The sequence below is a fragment of the Rhodococcus sp. NPDC059968 genome, assembly GCF_042738615.1.
Lineage (GTDB): Bacteria > Actinomycetota > Actinomycetes > Mycobacteriales > Mycobacteriaceae > Rhodococcus_F.
Map to the genome: position 1 here is coordinate 123,649 of NZ_JBHWUE010000013.1, position 12,874 is coordinate 136,522.

The following is a 12,874-nucleotide window of genomic DNA, read 5'->3' on the forward strand; positions in this document are numbered from 1 at the left end:
TCACCCCCCCAACCCGCAATCCCCCACCATGTTTTTTCGGGGGGGTTGTTTTTTTTTTCATAGCGTGGGGTTTGCGGGGGGGGGGGCGGGTGGGGGGGCCGCCCCCGCCCCCTTTGCGCGCCCCGCCCACGACGGTGTGCGATCGGCGGCTCAGTGGGCGAGGACGACGGCCCCGTCCGTGTCGGCCGCGACCGCGGACCCCACACCGGGTGCGCTCAGCTGCGAAATCCGGCGGGGCAACGCGAGGGCCACGACCGCGCCCAGCAGTGCCGAGATAGCGCCGATCACGAACGCGATCGTGATGCCGGTGTCCGTGTAGAAGACCGCACCTTGCATGACGGTCGCGATGTGCGAGTTCAACACGGAGAAGGCGATCACCGGAAGGATGGCGGGCAGGATGCTCTGGAACACCGCCACCATGCTCGCCGTCGTCGCCTGCAACTGCGGCGGCACCGCGGCGATGAGCAGGTTCGGGATGGAGGCGTACCCCATGCCCATCCCCACACCGAGGAGTGCGGCGAAGCCGATCAGGAGTGCCTTGTCGTCGTGGATCATCGCCGTGAGCAGGCAGGCGGAGGCCATCACGAGCATGCCCACGATCATCAGGATCCGCGGGCGGACGCTGCGGGGCACCAGGGTTCCGACGATCAGTCCGCCGATCACCACCGCGCCACCCAGCGGTGCCTGGAAGATGGCGAATCCCTCTGCGCTGATGCCGAATCCGTAGCCGAGCCCCAGGATCGCCGGGGTCATGCACATCATCGGGAGCATGATCGTGAACACCGCGGACGTGCCGTAGCAGAATCCCGCGCCGAGCGCCGTCAGAAACACCGGCCGCTTACTGAAGAACCGGATGTCGATCAGCGGGTCCGCGAGCAGGCGGGCGGACACGATCCACGCCACCAGCAGGGCGGCACCGCCGGCGATGAATCCGATCGTCGACCCCGACGTCCAGCCCCAGGAGGGCCCGAAGCTCACACCGACGAGGATGCCGGCGAGTCCGGCGCCGAGGAGCGCCGCACCGATCAGGTCGATGCGGGAACGCAGACGCACGGACGATTCGCCGGTCGTCGCCCGGATCAGGACACTGAGGACCACCAGACCGGCCAGGAAGAACCAGAAGATGCTCCGGAAGCCGAAATTATCGATCAGCCAGCCGGTGAAGAACGGTGCGGGGATCGCGATGAGCCCCATACCGCTCGTGGCGATGCTGACCGCCAACGCCACCGTCCGGGTGGGAAAGACGTCGCGGATGAGCGAATAACTCAGGAACAGGCACGGCACTAGCAGACCGGTCAGGGCGCGGCCGGCGATCAGCACCGCGTACGTCGGTGCGATCGCCGAGATCAGCCACCCGACCGCCGACAGGCCCACGGCCGTCAGGAGGAGCTTGCGTTTGCCGTGCGTGTCGGCGAGTTTGCCGATCAGCGGGCAGGTGATCGCTCCCACCAGTAGGAACGACGTGAGCAACCACGCGCCCTGCGTCGTCTGGTAGTGGGTGACGATCTGCGGCAACGCGATCGAGATCATCATGTAGCTGACCGCGAGCATCTCCAGCAGCAACACGATCGAGGCGAGCGAGAAGATCAGGCGGGGCGTCCATCGCTCGGTAGTCGCGTGGGTGACCATCATCGGGTCCTTTCGAATACCTGCACGGGAACTCGTGGCGGCGCCGCGGCACTGCGGCGGGCCCGAGCCGGGCGGTAGGGGTGGGTGGTCACATTCGGTGGTCGAAGTCTCGTGAATGTGTAATTGACATCACAGTTCTCGGGGATGCGGCACGCCATGCAGCGTTCCGCCCAGCGGGAAACCGACCGGCGAGTGTTTCGCCGGTTGACCCGAATCGGTGAATCCCGATCGCTGCTCGAGCGAGGATTGACTCATGGCCGAAACGCAGCGCGCGAAGGAGGTCCGCCGGCTGAGAACGCCACGCTCGGCGGCCGTCGCGGGGATCGTCTTCGCCGTGCTATTCGCAACCAGCCTCGTTCTTTTGCGGACCGCGCTGCCGGCGGACCCGTTCGACGAGACCCCCTGGGTGGGGAGCGGCGAGACGCGGATCAAGACGGCCCTCATACTTGCTCCGTTCGCGGGGATCGCCTTCCTCTGGTTCATCGGCGTCATCCGCGACCGTCTCGGCGAACTCGAGGACCGATTCTTCGCGACAGTGTTCCTCGGCAGCGGATTGCTGTTTCTCGCGATGGGTTTCGTCTCGATGGGGGTGGCGGGCGGCGTACTCGCCATTGCCCGCCACTCGGGCAGCTCCGCGAACGAGATCGTCTACTTCGGCCGCGAGATCATGCTGCAGATCAACCATGTCTACGCGCTGCGTATGGCCGCGGTGTTCATGATCTCGCTGGGGACGATCTGGCTGCGGACCGGCCTGATGCCACGATGGCTCGTCGTGACCACGTATCTGCTGGCCCTGGCTCTGCTGGTGATCGTCGACTTCAGCCTGTGGTCGACGTTGGCGTTCCCGGCGTGGGTGCTGCTGATCAGCGTCTACATCCTCGTCACCGGACGCCGCGTGGGCGCCGACGCCGACCGATCGCTCAGGCTCGCGCCGGCGTCGTGGAGACGAAGTCGTCGATGATGTCGACCACCGCGGCGGGATCCTCGAGGTGGGGATAGTGCCCGACACCGTCGAGGACGGCGAGTCGGCTCCCGGGGATCGCCTCGTGCGCCGCATATCCGTGCGCGACCGGGATGATGCCGTCGGAATCGCCCCAGATCAGTTGCGTCGGGAGACCCTCGTTCAGGTACAGGCGGCTCAGCGCGCTCACCGCCTGCCCCCGATGGTCGACAACCGCGCGGAGCGTCCGCAGAAACGCCTGCCGGGTGTCCGAATCGGACAGTGACGAGTAGGCGTTCCACATCTCGTCGCCGCGCACCGAGTGGACCCCGACCGCCGCCAGCCAGCCACGGACCTTGTTGCCGACGTCACGAACCGCGGCGGGCGCCACCAACGGCAGGAGGAACTCGGACCCCGGCGCCGCCAGCAACCGCAGGGTCCAGTTCACGTCCGGTCCGAGTCCGCCGCTGCCGATGAGGACCAGTCGGCCGCACAGTTCGGGATGCTGATAGCTGAACTGCATCGCCACCCCTCCGCCGAGCGATTGACCGATCACGGTCACCCGTTCGATGTCCAGTTCTTGCAGTAGGTCGCGTAGCCACGCCGCGAACGCGCCCAGCGAGTAGTCGCCGCGAGGCTTGGCGGAATCACCGTGGCCGGGCAGGTCCGGCGCCAGGACCCGGTACCGCTGCACCAACTGGGGGAGAACCGCACGCCACGTCGCGGAACTTCCCGCCATCCCGTGGACGAGCAGCAGTGTCTCGCCCTCACCGCTCATCCGGTATGCGACTGCGTCCCCGTGCAGTGCGAGGTGCTGGAGTTGGGACATACAACGACCTCCCGATCGGGTGGTGTAGTGGTCTCCTCGGTAACGATAGGGGAGTTTCGCTCGATATCGTCATCGACTGCGGCGTGGGAACTTGATCTCAGCACCCGGTTGATCTAGCTGGCACACCAACGCGAGGCTCGAAAACAGGAGGAACCCGCATGAATTCTGTGTCGAGCCCGGTCATCGCTCGTCCGCGTCTCCTGCTGATCGACGCCGACGTGGAGAGATCCCTCGTCGATCGCCTTCGGGATGCGGGCTTCTTCGTCACGAGAACCTATGCGGAACCGGTGCGGTCGCGGATCGAACCTCCCGACGTGGTGATCGTCGACGCGCGATCACCACACCTCGACGCCGACACCACGGTGCGGGCCTTGAAAGCGATGCGATTCGCGCTCGCCATCGTGGTGATCGGCACCTTCCGTTCCGGCAACCGTCGCAGCGACCTCCTCGAGGCCGGCGCCGACGACGTGATGGAGATGCCGGTCGGGGCGGACGAGCTCGTCGCACGGCTCCGCGCGATCCTCCGGCGGGTGAAACCCGAGGTGCCGGCCCGGGCGGCCGCCGGCGCACAGGACGTCTGCCTGTGCGAGGAGCCTCACGAACCCGACCACGACGGGCTGCGCACCACACTGACCAGGACGGAATTCGTCCTCTTCACCGTGCTCGCGCAGAATGTCGACCGAGTCGTCACCCGCCGCGACCTCATGCTCATGGTGTGGGGTGTGACGGTCGAATCGAAGACGAACGTCCTCAACGCCTACGTCTGCTCCCTGCGGCGGAAGCTGGTGGCCGTCGGATCGCCGTACGTCGTCCACACCGTGCGCGGCGTCGGATTCGCACTCGGCGAGGTCGAACGTCCGGGGAGTATCGATCCCGTCCGTCAGGTGCCCGTCGCCGCCTCGTGACACCGACCCGGCGGCGCGAAGAATTCGAGCGCGCGTTCGAGCACGACATCCGGCCTTTCGTCGACGAGGAAGTGTGAGGCGCCGTCGACGAACTCGACACCGAAGTCGTCGGTGTGCTCCTCGAATCCGCCGAGGAATTCCGGGCGCATCATGGGGTCCTCGGCGCCGATGAGCACCCGGGTGGGGGTGCCGAGCCGGCTGCGCCTGTACGCGCCGGTCATGATCCGCGCGGCCTGACGCATGATGAAGCAGCGGTAGAGGACGGACGCCGCGTCGGCGCGGGCCGGTTCGCGCAGCTGTCCGGCGAAGAGCTCGATGTCGTGCTCCGACCAGGTGTTCCGGTTCGTGGTGAAACCCCGCAATAGGTGGTGGGTCAGCCGTTGACGTCCCCGGCCGAGGAGGCGTGGACCGAGGAACGGTGCGGCGATCACGGGCTCGAACCAGCCGTGCCGTGCGATCGTCAGCAGCAGCCGTGGATCGAGCCGGATGAACGGGTGGGGGACACCGAGGCTCACGTACTTCCGGACACGGTGGGGCGCGCTCAGACACAGCTCGTATCCGAGCAGTGCGCCCCAGTCGTGCGCGATCAGGCTGACCCGGTCGAGTTCGAGTGCGTCCAGTAGCGCCACGACGTCCGCGAGCAGCTGCTCGCGGGTGTATCCCGTGGGTGGAGCGTCGGTCCAGCCGGCGCCGCGCAGATCCGGGCAGATCACCCCGGTAGTGCGCGGCCAGCCCCGGGAGGACCCCGCGCCACTCCCACCAGTTCTGGGGGAAGCCGTGGAGTAGCACGACCGGTTCGCCGTGACCTGCCTCGACCACGTGCATGCGGAGGCCGGGGAGTCGGAGGTAGCGGTGCCGGACACCGTCCAGTGCGGGAAGGGTGTTGGCCGGCTCGCCGTTCGGGCCGGAAACTGTGTCGTTCTCGCGGGCCTCGTGTCTCATGACCTCACGCTACTACGATCATAGTATCAAGTCACTATGTTTATAGTAGCCGTATGACGTCAACGAGAACGAGAGCGCTCGATGCAGCGATCGACCTGGTCGGAACAGAGGGACTGCGATCGCTCACCCACGCACGGGTCGACGAACGCGCCGGCCTGCCGAAGGGGACGACGTCCAATTACTTCCGCACCCGGGTGGCGCTGCTCACCGGCGCCGTCGACGCGATCGTGGACCGCGAGATGTCCGAAGTCGGCGTGCTGGCAACGACATCCGCAGAAGACCTCGTCGACACACTCTGCCGTCTGATCGACTACACGACCGTCGCCAACCGAACCGTCACCGCCGCACGGCTGGTCCTGTTCCTGGAAGCCAGCCACGACCCCGCTCTCCGGGAGGCGCTGGCACGCGGGCGCGCAGCCATGGAGGCGTCGGCCGTCTCGGCATTCCACCGGTTGGGCGCCCGCGACCCGCACACGGCCGCCACAGCAGTCATGTCCTGCGCAGAAGGCCTGATTCTGCACCGCATCGCCCGACACGACACCACGGAACCGCGGCCGACGTTCGAACTGGTGGTCCGGGCCGCGCTGAGCTGATGCGGTTCGTCCGATGGTCGGCCGGCTTCACGGAAGCGGGGCGGACCACCGAAGCGTGGTTCCGCCGCCGAGGGTCGTGTCGACGACGCAGTGCCCGTTCATTTCCCGCGCCCGGGCAGACAGATTGTCCAATCCGCTGGTGACGACGTTCTCCGCGAACCCTTTACCGTCGTCCGCGACCTCGATGGCGAGATCGTCGTAGACGGAGATGCTGACCGTGACCGTGTCGGCTCCTGCGTGCCGGACCGCGTTGCTCAACGCCTCACGCAGGACAGCCTCGGCATGTTCGGCGAGCGTGGCGTCGATGACGGACAGCGGCCCGGACATGTGCACGGTCGTGCGGAGCCCGGAATCCGCGGTGGTCTCGGCGACGATGTCGTGCAGCCGCCGCCGGAACTGGGTCATACCACCCGAACCGCCGTGAAGGTCGAAGATGGCGGTGCGGATATCCCGCACGATGTCGTGCAGGTCGTCGATCGATTGTTCGAGCCGCTGCTTGACGATCGGAGCCTTCGCCCTCTGCAACGTGCTCTGCAGTGACAGGCCGACCGCGAAGAGCCGCTGGATGACGTGGTCGTGGAGGTCCCGCGCGATGCGATCGCGATCGGACAGGACGTCGAGCTCACGCATTCGGCGTTGACTGTTGGCGAGCTGCAGCGCGACGGCCGCCTGATCTGCGAACCCCGACATCAACGCCAGCTGGTCATCCGTGAACGGCGACGCGTCGACGTGACGGAGCGTCACCAGCACCCCTGTCACCGATTGCGCGGCGCGCAGCGGCAGCGCCAGCGCCGGACCGAACCGCGTTCCTGTCTCGAACCCCGGATCGAAGGCCAGCGCAGTGACGCGAAGCGGTGTCCGCTCGCGGAAAGCCTCCCCGGACGTGGATTTGTCGACCGGGATCGCCCGGCCGATGATGCGATCCGACACCGTCCCCGCCGATGCCGTCACCACGAGTTCGGTGACCTCGTCCGACGGGATGTCGGGATCGTCCGGCACCGCGAGGAAGGCACTGTCGGCGCCGGTGAGGGCAAGCGCGTCGTCGGCGATCACCTGCAGCACCTCCGCCGTCTCACTGCCCGCGAGCAGTTCGGTCGCAATCTCACGGGTCGCCTCGAGCCAGGCTTGCCTCGTCCGGGACTCCTCGTACAGGCGGGCGTTCTCGATGGCGATCCCGGCGGCGGCCGCGAGCGCGCGGAGAAGCACCTCGTCGTCCTCGGTGAACTGTCCACCGTTCGCCTTCTCCGTGAGATACAGATTTCCGAACACCTCGTCACGGATCTGAATGGGAACTCCCAGGAAGGTTTTCATCGGCGGATGATGGGCCGGGAATCCCACCGACGCGGAGTGATGAGACAGGTCCTCCAACCGGACCGCCTTCGGATTGGTGATGAGGAAACCGAGGACCCCGCGACCACGGGGCAGGTCGCCGATACGCGCGCGTGTCTCGTCGTCGATGCCCTCGAAGACGAATTCGCTCAAGCCCTCACCCGGGGCGAGCACTCCCAGCGCGCCGTAGCGGGCATCCACCAGGTTGATCGCGGCATGGACGATGGTATGGAGCGTGTTGTCGAGGTCGAGTCCCGACGTGACCGCGAGCATCGCCTCGAGCAGCCCGTCGATGTGATCTCGGGCATCGACGATCTGCGCGATGCGTTCCTGCACCTCGGTCAGGAGCTCGCGGAGCCGAAGCTCGGACAGGCTACCGAGTAACGGACCCCGGTCGCGCTCATCCGGTTGACGAGTCACACGACGAATTGTCCCACGTAGTGACATCGCGAGGAGCCGGAACCACCACCGGCACGCACACCGACCCGACCCGGTCCCGTCAGGTGCCGGCCGGTCTCGACTGCATCTTCGTGGCGAGCACCGCTGCCTGAGTCCTGCGCTCCACACCCAGCTTGGTCAGCAGCCGGGACACGTAATTCTTGACGGTCTTCTCCGCGAGGAACATCCGCGCAGCGATCTGACGGTTGGTCAAACCCTCACCGAGAAGGGCGAGCAATGTCCGCTCCTGATTGGTCAGGTGCCCGAAAATTCCGTCCTTCTCGCTGGCGTCCGCCCGAATCTTGGTGATCAGAGCGCCGGCGGCGCGGCTGTCGAGGAGCGACTTTCCGGCCCCCACGTCGTGGACCGCCTGGGCCAGTTCCATGCCCCGGATGTCCTTCACGACGTATCCACTCGCCCCGGCGAGAATCGCGTCGAGCATCGCCTGCTCGTCCGTGAACGACGTCAGGATGAGGCAATGTAGCTCCGGCATCAGCGAGTGCAATTCGCGGCACAGTTCGATTCCGTTGCCGTCGGGTAAGCGCACGTCGAGCACCGCGACGTCGGGTTTGAACGCCGGCACCCGTGCCATCGCCTGCGCATAGGAAGCAGCCTCACCGACCACCGTCAGATCGGGATCGGAGGTGAGGAGATCCGCGATCCCGCGCCGGACGACCTCATGATCGTCCACCAGAAAGACCCTGATCACGGGCACCCTCCAGTCCTGGCCGCGTCACCCTCCCGGGAACCCAGATTACGCCGACGAGCATCGGAAACGTGATCACTCAGCGGGCAGCGGGACGAAACGGGCGGGTTCCGCGACGCCGTGGCCGGTGGGGCATCAACATCGCCGCCGCCAGACCGACGGTAGCGACGAGGGTCGCGGCAGCGCCGACTCCGACGAGGGGAGTCGCGAGCCAGGCGCCGAGCAGGACGACCAGGCCGGCCGCCGCCGCTCCTGACGCCACCGCGAGCGCGAACCCTGCGGGATGCACGTACAGGAACTCCCCGGGTTCGTCGTCTCGGCGGTGACGATCGTCGCGCGGCGATGCGGTGGCATGACCTTCGAACATGATGTTCCTCGTTCCCTCGCCGACGGGTGGATCCGATGTCGTGCGTCGGCCTCTTCCACAACGGTGCGATAACGGCGAGCACAATTCCAGGGCCGAAGGTCACTCGTCCAGGGCGGAGGGTGTCTCTGCCCGCGTGGAACCGGCCCGCTGGGCCAGCATCCGGCCCCACCGCTCGGCACGGACGGCCTCACCCTCCTCGAGGCGAGACTCCTTGTCGACGAGGAAGCTCTCCGACTCGGCGACGAGTTCGAACCCGAGACGGCGCAACTTCCTGCCGATACCCTTCGATGCCGTGCCGGTCAGCAGGACAGGGCCATCGGCGCGGGTGTCGAATGCCGCCGCTTTCCCGTGGGTCCGGGGGAGTGCACCGAGCCATTCGCGGACACCTTCGCTTGCCGCGTCGGGTTCCAGCGTCACGTCCTGTGTGCGCGCCGTGTCGACCGCGCCGCGGCGGGTCGACGCGCGACTCATCCCGTGGACATGCGTCGGACCGCCGACCACCACCAGGTCGTAACCCGACAGGTCTTCGTCATCGGCCCGAGTCACCGGGACCGTGCTCACCGTGCCGGCGGACGCGAGTCCTCGGGCGATCGCGTCGGCCACGTGACGGGTGTTGCCGAACATCGACTCGTAGACCACCAGGGTTCGCATGTCGACTCCTCGATTGGTCATGCGTGCGGAATTTCCTGTCAGTCTTCTCCCGCACGCGGCGACTGCGAAGAGTCGAAAGTCACGGGGCGACGCTGCGACGCCCGAGCCGAGAGATCGTAGGACACTGGAAGGACGAGGCCCTTTCACCTCGGCCCCGCACCCACACCGAACGGAGGCCACCGGACATGAGCGAGCAGACGTGGTTGGTGGAGATCGTCATCGACGAACACGACTCGGAGGAAGGCGGCTCCAGGACCCGCGCGCAAGCTCGGCTCCGCACCCGCGACACCCGCACGTTCGTCGGCGTCGGACTCGCCCGCCGAAATCCTGAAGACACAGAAATCCCTGAGATCGGAGAGGAACTGGCCACCGCACGTGCGTTGTCCGACCTCGCTCACCAACTGATCGAGGCCACCGCGGCCGACGTGGAAGCAGCCACACGCAGCCGCGTTCATCTCACCGAATAGCCGCCCATCGCGTGGCTCGTCACCGGGCGAAACCTCGGCGGCCGACCGACAACACCGATTCGACGGGTCGTCTCGGCGTCTGTCGTGGTGGAGACGTCTTCTCGGTGGTGCCCACCCGGACCAGCGCCTGCGGGAACCCGCGATCAGGGAGTAGTTCGCGGATGATCTCCCTGCCCTGACGGAGTTCGGTCGTGTGAGTCAGCGGACACGTCGACAGGCCGCCGACGGTGGCCTCCAGGAGCACCGCGGACAGAGCCTCACCGGCCCGGAGCCACTCGCCGCGGCCGTCGGTGTCGGTGCTCAACACCAAGACCGTCGAGCGGTCGATCTCCGTGGTCACGCTGGTGTCCCGGCCGTCGGGGAAGCGGCGCCCGATGTCGACGCGGTCACGGCTGCCCGCGGTGGCGAGCGCGTCCGGCGGAATCCCGCCCTGCGGGTTGGAATGACCCGCCCACCAATGAAGCTCGGCCTGATAGGCGGAGTCGTATTTCCTGGCGGCCGCGGTCATTTCGGTCGCCTTCGCGAGCGTTGGACGTGCCTCCTGAGCCAGCACCGTCAGGTGGACGTCCCGGCGGCGCACCACGTCGGTCAAAGCCCGAGGCAACGGGGTCTTCACGCTGACCGGGCCGAAGGGCCTGCGGTCGGAGTGCCGGTGCCGGATCGCCGCGAGCAGATCGAAGTCGTGCGACTGAGGCCGGGCGTCGTGACGGAACCGAATGGTCGCCAGGTGCCCCGAATGAGGACCCTCCGGGACACGCTGGATGTCCACAGACCATTTGAGAGCGGTCAGCGCCGTCTGGAGATGATTCAACGCCGCACCACAACTCACGACCAATTGCCGGCCCGAGGGATCCGTCGAGGCCAGGACCCGGCCGCGTTCGGTGTAGAGGTCGAGTTGCCCGTCGGCGTACGTCCACTGCCACGGCTGACTGTTGTGTACCGACGGCGCCCGGCAGGCGAGGTCCACCGCAATGCGAACGACGTTCTCGTCGGGAATGATGTTGTCCACGATCGCCTCCTCGGTGAATCGCGCTCCGCCCCGACCGGCTGAATAGCCGGTGCATGTACCTCAGTGTCCGCCGTCCAGCGGCCCGAGATTAGGGCCGATGGTCACTGCCGGACACCGGCGACGATTCGAGGACTCATCTGCGCAACTGAAAGCGTCTACGTAGATCTCATACTGTCTGCCACTTGCGTGGCGGGCGTGGGAGATGGACGTGTGTCACGGCTACCCGCATCACCGTGCGGTGGTGCGGGTTGGACCGTGTCCCACACCGACGCTTGTGATGCAGGAACATGCTGTTTCGGAGTCACCCCCAACCGCAGTGTCACGGTGGGCAGGCTGCGGCGGACCCGGCGATGCCGCGGCCTGCTCGGTGTCGGAGCGTTCTTGCCACGACACTTGCGCACCGGCGCGTGTTCGGCCACCCGGACCGCGGGCAACTGCCCACGCCGGCGGGTGACGTTGTTTCTGCCGAGCAGAGCGCGTTTGGCCAGGTTCACCCCGGCCATGTGGTCGCGGTTGCCGCCGACCCGGCAGCGGGGACACCACGCGTCGTGGTAGCCGCCGGGCCGTGCAAGTGGTTCGTCGCAGCCCGGACACAGCGCGGACGATCCCCGGGCGGGCACCGAGACCACCGCGACACCGACACCCGCGGCGGTATGGGCGAGGGCCGCGACGGCTTGGCGGCGGGCGGACTGCGCGGCCCGATTGTTGTTGACCCGCCCGTGTCCGCGGGTCTCGAGGGTGGTGAGATCCTCCACCGCGATCACCTGCGCCTGGGCTGCGTTGGCGTAGTCGGTGACCTGCCGGCCGAAGTGGAACGCCAGTTCCCGGTTGATCTTCCCCCGCTTGATACCCACCGCGGTGCGGTGGGCGTCGAGGACGGCGATCTTCTCCTCCAGCTCGGCGCGAACCTCGGGTTCGGCGGCGGCGGCCAGTCGCGTCAACCGGGCAGCCTTGCCGTGCAGCAGCTGCCCCTCGGCCTGCAGGCGGGCCAGCTTGATTCCGAGGCCGCGGTCGTCGTAGGTCCATCCCCGATAGTCCGACACCAGCCCGTCCGGGTCCTCTGACGCGGTGGCGGCGGCACCGAGCGTGGACGGGGACCAATCGACCCCGACCGCGACGGTCGCCGAGTCCGGGTCGCCTGCCGGGACGAGTTCGGTCGCCGCGCACCGCCACAACAGACCCCGGCGGTCGAGGACCAGGGTCGGCAGATGCCAGGCGGTGACCGCCCTGCCGTGCAGGTGCGCGGGGATGGCGGCGGTCAGCCGCACCCGCCGCCACTGCGCCCGCCCCGCCGGGGCGGGGCTGGTGGGCAGCTTCACCGCCAACACCAGCTCCCGTCCTGCCACGGTGATCTGCGCGAGCTGCCGGTCGGCGGCGGAGAGTCGGGCCATCGCGCTCGTCTGCGGCGGTCCCTGCAGGTCGGTGATCCGCACTCGGGTCGACTGTGCTCCGCCGCCGGAGCGGGCGCGAGCTGCGAGCTGGCGCAGTACGCCCCGAGCGAAACCCGCAGACACGTGGTCCGCCGACCCGGTCGGCGGCGCCACGGCCCCGGTGGCGGGGTCGAAGCGGGCCGACAGTGCCGCGATCGCGGTATCCCGGAATGCCAGGGTCCGCAGGGTGGCCATCACCTGCGCCGTCACCACCCTCGTCACCCGTGAGGGTACGTAGATTCCGTCCGGGTAGATGGGGTTCCAGCCGAGGCGGGCCGCGGCGACGTGACCCTGTGTGGGCAGCCTGCGGTCCTGGCGGTCACGACCGGCGGCGAGCACGTCGAACGTCGCCGGATGCCACAGCCGCGACATCAACTCGGCACCGGCCGCGGTGATCAGGTCGAGCAGCCACCCCACCCGGGTGTCGACGTCGTCGAGGCCGATCGGCTCACCGGTCGCGTCGTCGACCGCTTTGTATGGGCGGGTGGTGAACGCGAACTGCCGCGGCGTCGTGGAGACCCCGTCGTTGATTCTGTTTCGACCACAGCGCCCAGAGAACGGGCCGGACAACGATGCCGACACCGCCGTGACGTCATTAACCCTCCCACCAGCAATGTGGCACCCCCGTCTCGTACGGCT

The 12,874-nt window shown here is 67.6% G+C and carries 13 protein-coding genes; 4 read left to right on the top strand and 9 right to left on the bottom strand.

All coding sequences use genetic code 11. The annotated features are described in order from the left end of the window. Positions 1 to 150: 150 nt before the first annotated feature. Entirely contained in the window at positions 151 to 1,632 is a 1,482-nt protein-coding gene (locus ACFWAY_RS14465; protein WP_378511014.1) for an MFS transporter, read from the bottom strand. Positions 1,633 to 1,882: 250 nt separating this feature from the next. Between ACFWAY_RS14465 and ACFWAY_RS14470 the strand changes: the two genes are divergently transcribed. Further along, positions 1,883 to 2,590 carry a hypothetical protein gene (locus tag ACFWAY_RS14470; RefSeq protein ID WP_378453096.1) on the top strand — a complete coding sequence of 236 codons (708 nt, stop codon included), beginning with the start codon at positions 1,883 to 1,885 and terminating at the stop codon, positions 2,588 to 2,590. Here ACFWAY_RS14470 and ACFWAY_RS14475 read toward each other — a convergent pair. Further along, positions 2,550 to 3,398, bottom strand: a complete 849-nt coding sequence (locus ACFWAY_RS14475) for an alpha/beta fold hydrolase (RefSeq protein ID WP_378453095.1) — start codon at positions 3,396 to 3,398, stop codon at positions 2,550 to 2,552. The genes ACFWAY_RS14470 and ACFWAY_RS14475 overlap by 41 nt on opposite strands. Before the next feature lie 158 nt (positions 3,399 to 3,556). On the opposite strand from ACFWAY_RS14475, the gene ACFWAY_RS14480 reads away from it, so the two are divergent. Then, the gene (locus ACFWAY_RS14480) at positions 3,557 to 4,303 is read left to right on the top strand and encodes a response regulator transcription factor (protein WP_378453094.1); all 747 of its coding nucleotides are present in this window, start codon (positions 3,557 to 3,559) and stop codon (positions 4,301 to 4,303) included. Here ACFWAY_RS14480 and ACFWAY_RS14485 read toward each other — a convergent pair. Continuing rightward, positions 4,279 to 5,016, bottom strand: a complete 738-nt coding sequence (locus ACFWAY_RS14485; RefSeq protein WP_378511015.1) for an alpha/beta fold hydrolase — start codon at positions 5,014 to 5,016, stop codon at positions 4,279 to 4,281. The genes ACFWAY_RS14480 and ACFWAY_RS14485 overlap by 25 nt on opposite strands. 282 nt (positions 5,017 to 5,298) lie before the next feature. Between ACFWAY_RS14485 and ACFWAY_RS14490 the strand changes: the two genes are divergently transcribed. Then, a complete protein-coding gene (locus ACFWAY_RS14490; protein ID WP_378454123.1) occupies positions 5,299 to 5,838 on the top strand; it encodes a TetR/AcrR family transcriptional regulator in 540 nt (179 codons plus the stop codon). Between the two features lie 27 nt (positions 5,839 to 5,865). Here ACFWAY_RS14490 and ACFWAY_RS14495 read toward each other — a convergent pair whose 3' ends face one another. The 4 genes from ACFWAY_RS14495 to ACFWAY_RS14510 form a co-directional block, all read right to left on the bottom strand. Further along, positions 5,866 to 7,587 (bottom strand): GAF domain-containing protein, encoded by a 1,722-nt coding sequence (locus ACFWAY_RS14495; RefSeq protein ID WP_378454122.1) that lies wholly within the window; start codon positions 7,585 to 7,587, stop codon positions 5,866 to 5,868. Between the two features lie 79 nt (positions 7,588 to 7,666). Beyond that, complete coding sequence (locus ACFWAY_RS14500; protein WP_378454134.1) at positions 7,667 to 8,314, bottom strand: response regulator; 648 nt, start codon at positions 8,312 to 8,314, stop codon at positions 7,667 to 7,669. Between the two features lie 76 nt (positions 8,315 to 8,390). Continuing rightward, on the bottom strand, positions 8,391 to 8,678 hold the full coding sequence (locus ACFWAY_RS14505; protein WP_378454121.1) for a hypothetical protein: 288 nt from the start codon (positions 8,676 to 8,678) through the stop codon (positions 8,391 to 8,393). 99 nt (positions 8,679 to 8,777) lie between these two features. Next, positions 8,778 to 9,329 (bottom strand): flavodoxin family protein, encoded by a 552-nt coding sequence (locus ACFWAY_RS14510; protein WP_378511025.1) that lies wholly within the window; start codon positions 9,327 to 9,329, stop codon positions 8,778 to 8,780. Positions 9,330 to 9,514: 185 nt separating this feature from the next. Here ACFWAY_RS14510 and ACFWAY_RS14515 point away from each other — a divergent pair, with 185 nt between their 5' ends. Beyond that, positions 9,515 to 9,796, top strand: coding sequence for a DUF1876 domain-containing protein (locus ACFWAY_RS14515; protein WP_378454120.1), 282 nt, complete (start codon positions 9,515 to 9,517; stop codon positions 9,794 to 9,796). Between the two features lie 19 nt (positions 9,797 to 9,815). Here ACFWAY_RS14515 and ACFWAY_RS14520 read toward each other — a convergent pair whose 3' ends face one another. Continuing rightward, positions 9,816 to 10,805, bottom strand: coding sequence for an Acg family FMN-binding oxidoreductase (locus ACFWAY_RS14520; protein WP_378454119.1), 990 nt, complete (start codon positions 10,803 to 10,805; stop codon positions 9,816 to 9,818). A 155-nt stretch (positions 10,806 to 10,960) separates the two neighbouring features. After that, the gene (locus ACFWAY_RS14525; protein WP_378511026.1) at positions 10,961 to 12,766 is read right to left on the bottom strand and encodes a zinc ribbon domain-containing protein; all 1,806 of its coding nucleotides are present in this window, start codon (positions 12,764 to 12,766) and stop codon (positions 10,961 to 10,963) included. Between the last annotated feature and the right edge of the window lie 108 nt (positions 12,767 to 12,874).

What these genes read in the sequence shown, in the direction of transcription:
- ACFWAY_RS14475 (WP_378453095.1), bottom strand. Translation starts at nt 3,398, where the DNA reads ATGTCCCAACTCCAGCACCTCGCACTGCACGGGGACGCAGTCGCATAC.
- ACFWAY_RS14465 (WP_378511014.1), bottom strand. Translation starts at nt 1,632, where the DNA reads ATGATGGTCACCCACGCGACTACCGAGCGATGGACGCCCCGCCTGATC.
- ACFWAY_RS14480 (WP_378453094.1), top strand. Translation starts at nt 3,557, where the DNA reads ATGAATTCTGTGTCGAGCCCGGTCATCGCTCGTCCGCGTCTCCTGCTG.
- ACFWAY_RS14505 (WP_378454121.1), bottom strand. Translation starts at nt 8,678, where the DNA reads ATGTTCGAAGGTCATGCCACCGCATCGCCGCGCGACGATCGTCACCGC.
- ACFWAY_RS14515 (WP_378454120.1), top strand. Translation starts at nt 9,515, where the DNA reads ATGAGCGAGCAGACGTGGTTGGTGGAGATCGTCATCGACGAACACGAC.
- ACFWAY_RS14490 (WP_378454123.1), top strand. Translation starts at nt 5,299, where the DNA reads ATGACGTCAACGAGAACGAGAGCGCTCGATGCAGCGATCGACCTGGTC.
- ACFWAY_RS14510 (WP_378511025.1), bottom strand. Translation starts at nt 9,329, where the DNA reads ATGCGAACCCTGGTGGTCTACGAGTCGATGTTCGGCAACACCCGTCAC.
- ACFWAY_RS14470 (WP_378453096.1), top strand. Translation starts at nt 1,883, where the DNA reads ATGGCCGAAACGCAGCGCGCGAAGGAGGTCCGCCGGCTGAGAACGCCA.